Raw genomic sequence first — 5,547 nt, 5'->3', positions numbered from 1 at the left:
CCATTACCGGTGCTTTAGGGCTTGGCTCGAGCACCGCCATGAATGCGGCGATACAGGCAGGTGTCCAAGCGCTGATTAACAAAAGCGCTGTGGCTCTTGTCAATAATCGCGGCAACATTGCCGGCGCTTTGCATGAGCTTGGCTCTTCAAAGAATGTTCTCAGCATTGTCTCGTCGATGTTGACAGCAGGCTTAACCAGCCAACTAACGGAAATGGCAGGTGTTGGACAATCTTTGCCAAAAACCGCTCCTTTTGTCGATCGTATCGCCCTTGAAGCGAAAAAGAACCTGATCAAAGCCGCTATTGGCACAGGCGTGCAAACGGCTCTTGAAGGCGGCTCTCTTGACAAGAACTTTTTTAACAATCTGCGCATCGCTCTGTCTGATACGGTTGGCAAATCGTTGGCAGAAGAAATTGGTACTGCCAAGGCAGAAGGCAAAATAAATACGGTCACGCAGATCGTTGCCCATGCTGGTCTTGGCTGCTTAAAAGGCGCGGTTGCGAGTGGCGCTTGCTCTGCCGGTGCTATCGGCGGGGCTGTCGGCGAAGCAACTGCTATGCTCCAGTTTAAATTGTGGGTGCAAGGCATTGTGAAAGAGGAAGTGGGGGACCTAAACGGTCGCACCCCAACTGCGGAAGAGCAAGCCCGCATCACTGCAAGGATTGATGCTGAGTTTGCTGACTTTAGAGACCACACCATTGATGTCGCACGGGCTGTGGGGGGATTTTCCGCTGCCCTTGCCGGTGGCGATGTTGATGCCGGCGCTGATGCCGCTGGTAATGCCGCTGCAAATAACTTTTTGGGGAGTGCACAACGCGCTCAGATGAAGAAAGAGTTAGAAGAGTGCCCTGATGATCAGTGTCGAAGAGAGGTTAACGAAAAATGGTTCGAGATTGATGAACAACAAGATAGAACTTTTGCGACAGGAATTATGGCTGGTCTCATTGCCGATGCACCAATCAAGTTATACGAGTTAGCTGATGGCGCTGTGAAGAACATGATGTTACAAATAATGATATTTGCTATCAATCCATGGGGGGGCGCGAAAAGGGCTGTTAAAGACATTGGAACAGGAGCGTCTTGGGTCGTGAGTGGACATGTGATTGATGATGCCTGGGAAGGTGCTGGTCAATTCTGGGGAGGTGTTGAGAATGCGTTTATAGGGGATATAGATTACGTAAAAGAGAATATTGAAAAAGCGGGGGTTGACGGAGCTTTTAATGCTGGTTTTGAAAGTGGAAGATTATCAGCCGGAGTATTAGAAAACTTTGCTGGAGGTGCTGGAGCAGCCAAGGGAGCTATAAATCTTGGCAACAAGGCTGTGATCAAGTTCATTGCTAGGAAAGATTTTGCCCAATTTGCTTCCAAGAAAAATCTTGCCAAACTTGCAGCTCAAGGAGATCCTGACAAACTTGCGGCGAAGAAAGAACTAACTAAACTCGCTGCTAAAGAAAAAAAGCTTTGGTTAAAAAAGAAACCCACTAAATTTACCGATAGCAAATTTGGACAGACTAACAAAGCCTATCAGAGAGACGATTTGTTTGATCCTAACAGAATTTCTAAATGGACAGTAAACAAAAAAGAAGTGTGGGGCACCAATGTTGAGAGAATGGAAGCAGGAAGAGCACCGATAGGATTTGATGGAAGATCTGTTGAATTGCATCATTTATCACAAACGCCTGAAGGTCCCATAGCAGAAATGAGCAAGGAATCTCATAACAAATATAATTCCGTGATTCATGCTCCTTCCAAAACACATCAATCGCTTATAGAGAGAGACAAGTTTGGTAATTGGAGAGAGGAATATTGGAAGGAACGTGCTAGAGGGTATAGAGAACAAAAAAACAATAATTTAGGAGGAATAATCGACATGAAATGGAGTATCATAGGGATAGATTTTGACAGATGGGGACAGGAGCATCGGCAGTAGTGATCTACCGGTTGGTGAAAAGAGAAAGACAGCAGCTTATAGAATAATTTATGGAGAATAATTGATGAAAACCTATACCTTAGATGATGTTGTAGAATTAGTTGATAAATATAATGATATTATCAATTTTCGTACTGAAGAAAATGCGGCTGATGATCTACGGATTGAAAAGGCGGAGAAAGCTCTCGATTTGCAATTCACATCTTCTTATAAGAGCTTTTTAAAAAAATATGTAGGAGGAGAAATTGGTGGTGAAGAAATCTTTAGCCTTTATAAGGAGTGTGGAGCAGATATCCCTGGTGGTGATATTGTTTTCCAAAACTTAAATGATAGAAGAGATGGTTTTGCAACATCAGAACAGCTTGTCGTGTGTTACGCTGATTTTGATGAAATTTTTTATTTTGATTATACGCAGTTTCGGGATGGAGAATGTCCAATCTATGTTATGTATCCATTGGATAATTGCGAATATTACGCCAGTAATTTTTATGAATTCCTTTGCAAAAGAATTAAAGTACACGCGGGAGAAGAGATACCTGAAGGTGACCAACCGATTGAAAAGACTGAGCACACTCCCACTCCGCAACCTATCCCTTTTTACAAGAGCTTTTGGAAAAAACTATGGAAGAGGTGAAGTTGATAGTGAGGAAATACGGAACGTCTATCACGCACGTTTTGAGGATCATCTATGAAAACCTATACCTTAGATGATGTTGTAGTACTAGTTGATAAATATAGCGATAGTATCGATTTTGGCTCTACAGATGAAGCAGTTGATGATGCACTGATTGAAAAAGCAGAGGGGATTCTTAAATTGCAATTCACATCCTCCTACAAAAATTTTTTGAAGAATTATGGAAGAGCGGAGATCTGTGGTGAGGAAATATTAAGTGTTTATAATACAAATTTTGAAATTTCTCGTAGTGATGATATTGTTTATTATCATATAACGGATATAGAAAATGGTTTAGCAAAACCACAGCAGCTTGTTGTGAGTAGAACTGATTTTGGTGAGACATTTTACTTTGATTATACTCAGTTTCAGGATGGTGAATGCCCACTCTACGTCAAGATTCCATCTGGAGCGTCACATTATTATGCAAGTAATTTTTATGAATTTCTCTGTAAAAGAATTAAAGAGCACGCAGGGGAAGATTTGTGAAAACTTATACCTTAGCTGATGTTGCAGTACTAGTTGATAAATATAGCGATAGTATCGATTTTGGTACTGCTGATGATGGAGTTGATGATGTACTAATTGAAAAAGCAGAAAAAACTCTCGGTTTGCAGTTTACAACTTCCTACAAGAGTTTTTTAAAAAATTACGGAGGAGGAGAAATTGGTTGTGAAGAAATATTTAGCATTTATGGGGATTATGTAGGTATTCCTGCTGGTGATATTGTTTTTCAGAATTTAAATGATAGAAAACGTGGTTTTGTGATAGCAGAACAGCTTATCGTGTGTGAAGCTGATTTTGATGAAACCTTTTATTTTGATTATACGCAGTTTCAGGATGGTGAATGCCCACTCTACGTCGAGATTCCATCTGGAGCATCACATTATTATGCAAGTAATTTTTATGAATTTCTCTGTAAAAGAATTAAGGAACATGCTGGGGGGTAATGACGATGCAAACAAAAGATGTCACAGAGATTTTAAAAAGACTGGGCTGGGAGCCTTATCGTGATAACGTGGGTGATACTTTTGCGCATTATCATCTTCCCGATCGCATTATTGGCATTGGCTATGGTGTAAAAAATTATGGAGAGAGAGGCAAAGAGTTTTTGCTTTCGGCTGATCTCACCACCGCTGCTTATTGTCTTGGCTGGGAATATTCTAGAGGTGAAAAATCACAGCGTAAATATGAAGATGTGCTGTTTTACGCGAAGGAGGATTTTAATGTTAAAGCTCCAGATCTTTCCGAAAGCCATATCACAACCGCTTTAAACAAAGTGGTTGCATGGGCGCAAGCACAGGATATTGAAAAAAAATTACGCGAGGAAGCTACTAATCATTCTGCCGTTGCACAAGCATTACTTGGTGATGTGGAGGCTTTAAGGAGTGATAGATCTACTCCAAAACTATCTGTGCCAGAATTTGCTGATTATAAAACAATGACATCGGATGATCGCCTGCTTTTTTTTGCGCAAGCCTATAAAAATGGGGAGTTGGATGATATTCTAACGCGCAAAAAAACCAAACAGCGCTCGATAAGCCTCACAGCAGCAATGCGCGTTCTCAAAACACAAGGGTGGTTTGCTACGGAGCCTGGAAAAATGTGGTTGATTTTGCCCGACCGCTTTATTCAATTTGATTTTGGTTTTATACGTCTCCATGACAATTACAATGTCCGTATTGAAGCTGAAATATCTAATGAAATGATTTCTGTAGCTTGCAATTGTATTCACTATAGTGAGGAATATTGGTGCGTTTCTCCTACGGGGCTTTATAATTCTTTTAATACGATTGGGGGGGGAATTTTTAGTGGTTTTGGTAAAGGCATTGATATTTGTGTAGAGACATTAGATGAGCAAGAGCTTATCAAAATCTCTGAGCGGATAATACAGTGGGCGCGTGCCCAAGATTTACAAGCATCAATAGAAAGCAAAACGCTTATCCAAAAATATAGCTACAATATACGTATAGTCTGGCATTTGGCTTGTTTAGCATTGACAGGTCAAATTGATGTCCTGAAATCTTATCAAAATTTTTTAGAAGCAGGTACGATTTCTGAGATTTTGGATGACAGTGAAGTAGAGAGATATATTAACCATGCCGTTCAATTTGCTGAAGAATATCTGAAAATCCTTAATGAGCGAAAAGCCATAGATGATCGTCTTAGTTTACAAGATTTGTCTTTTCTTAAGACAGTTTCTGAAGACTTAAAAAGGATGGACTGGACAGTCTATCGTGATAAAAATTACAATTGCAATGCTTATTTTATAAAGAAAGATCGTATCATTAATATAGTGTACGACCTTGATAAAAAAGGAGAGACACCATTTGTTACCTTCAAGGTTTCTCTTTCAACACTTGGTTTTTCTACAGCTTATCGATCTATTTTCATCAATACTCCCCAATATACCGTTCTTAAAGAATCAGAAGAAGTTTATGCAGTTTCTAGTACTGAATTGGATGAAGGTAAACTGAAGCAGATCTGTGCTGATATTTTGTGCTGGGCTGATCGGCAAAATGTCAATCAAATCATCTATGATTATGCGGATTTGCCAACAAATAGTGAATATGATCTTATAATACGCCATTTTATTGCGCTTATTCTTATTGGGGATGTTGAAAAGCTCAAATTTTATAAGGAAAGTTTCAGGGCAAAGAACCATCTAGGCTTTGTGGAAGGTATCACGAAATATACAATCGACAACTCTCTTACTCTTGCACGGGGTTATCGAGCAGGTTTTCCGAAAAATGCACCGATTTTAAGCTTGGATCAGCAAACAGCATCTGTTGCTTCTAAAACAACTTCTGTTGAAGCGGCAGAAGAAGTAGATGAAGCAGATGACACTGATGATCGTCTCACCATGGAAAGTGCTCATGCACTTTTAAAAAGCCTAGGCTGGTCAACCGAGAAAATCAATGAAGATGACTATATGGCAAGCTA

At 40.2% G+C, this 5,547-nt stretch carries 5 protein-coding genes; all 5 read left to right on the top strand.

What is annotated here, in order from left to right; all coding sequences use genetic code 11:
* Positions 1–1,931, top strand: a 1,931-nt coding sequence (locus PVV60_RS09380) for a DUF637 domain-containing protein (protein WP_273724528.1), incomplete at its 5' end; no start/stop codon positions are given.
* A gap of 64 nt (positions 1,932–1,995) precedes the next feature.
* Positions 1,996–2,565, top strand: a complete 570-nt coding sequence (locus PVV60_RS09375) for an SMI1/KNR4 family protein (RefSeq protein ID WP_273724527.1) — start codon at positions 1,996–1,998, stop codon at positions 2,563–2,565.
* A gap of 54 nt (positions 2,566–2,619) precedes the next feature.
* Entirely contained in the window at positions 2,620–3,093 is a 474-nt protein-coding gene (locus tag PVV60_RS09370) for an SMI1/KNR4 family protein (RefSeq protein WP_273724526.1), read from the top strand.
* Positions 3,090–3,554 (top strand): SMI1/KNR4 family protein, encoded by a 465-nt coding sequence (locus PVV60_RS09365; protein ID WP_273724525.1) that lies wholly within the window; start codon positions 3,090–3,092, stop codon positions 3,552–3,554. Before PVV60_RS09370 ends, PVV60_RS09365 begins: the two co-directional genes overlap by 4 nt.
* 5 nt (positions 3,555–3,559) lie before the next feature.
* A partial coding sequence (locus PVV60_RS09360; RefSeq protein ID WP_273724524.1) for a DUF6990 domain-containing protein occupies positions 3,560–5,547 on the top strand: 1,988 nt, incomplete at its 3' end.

This window comes from Bartonella sp. AU18XJBT (assembly GCF_028618595.1).
GTDB lineage: Bacteria > Pseudomonadota > Alphaproteobacteria > Rhizobiales > Rhizobiaceae > Bartonella.
Note: the sequence above shows the minus strand (reverse complement) of the source record. Positions and strands in the feature narration are given on the sequence as shown.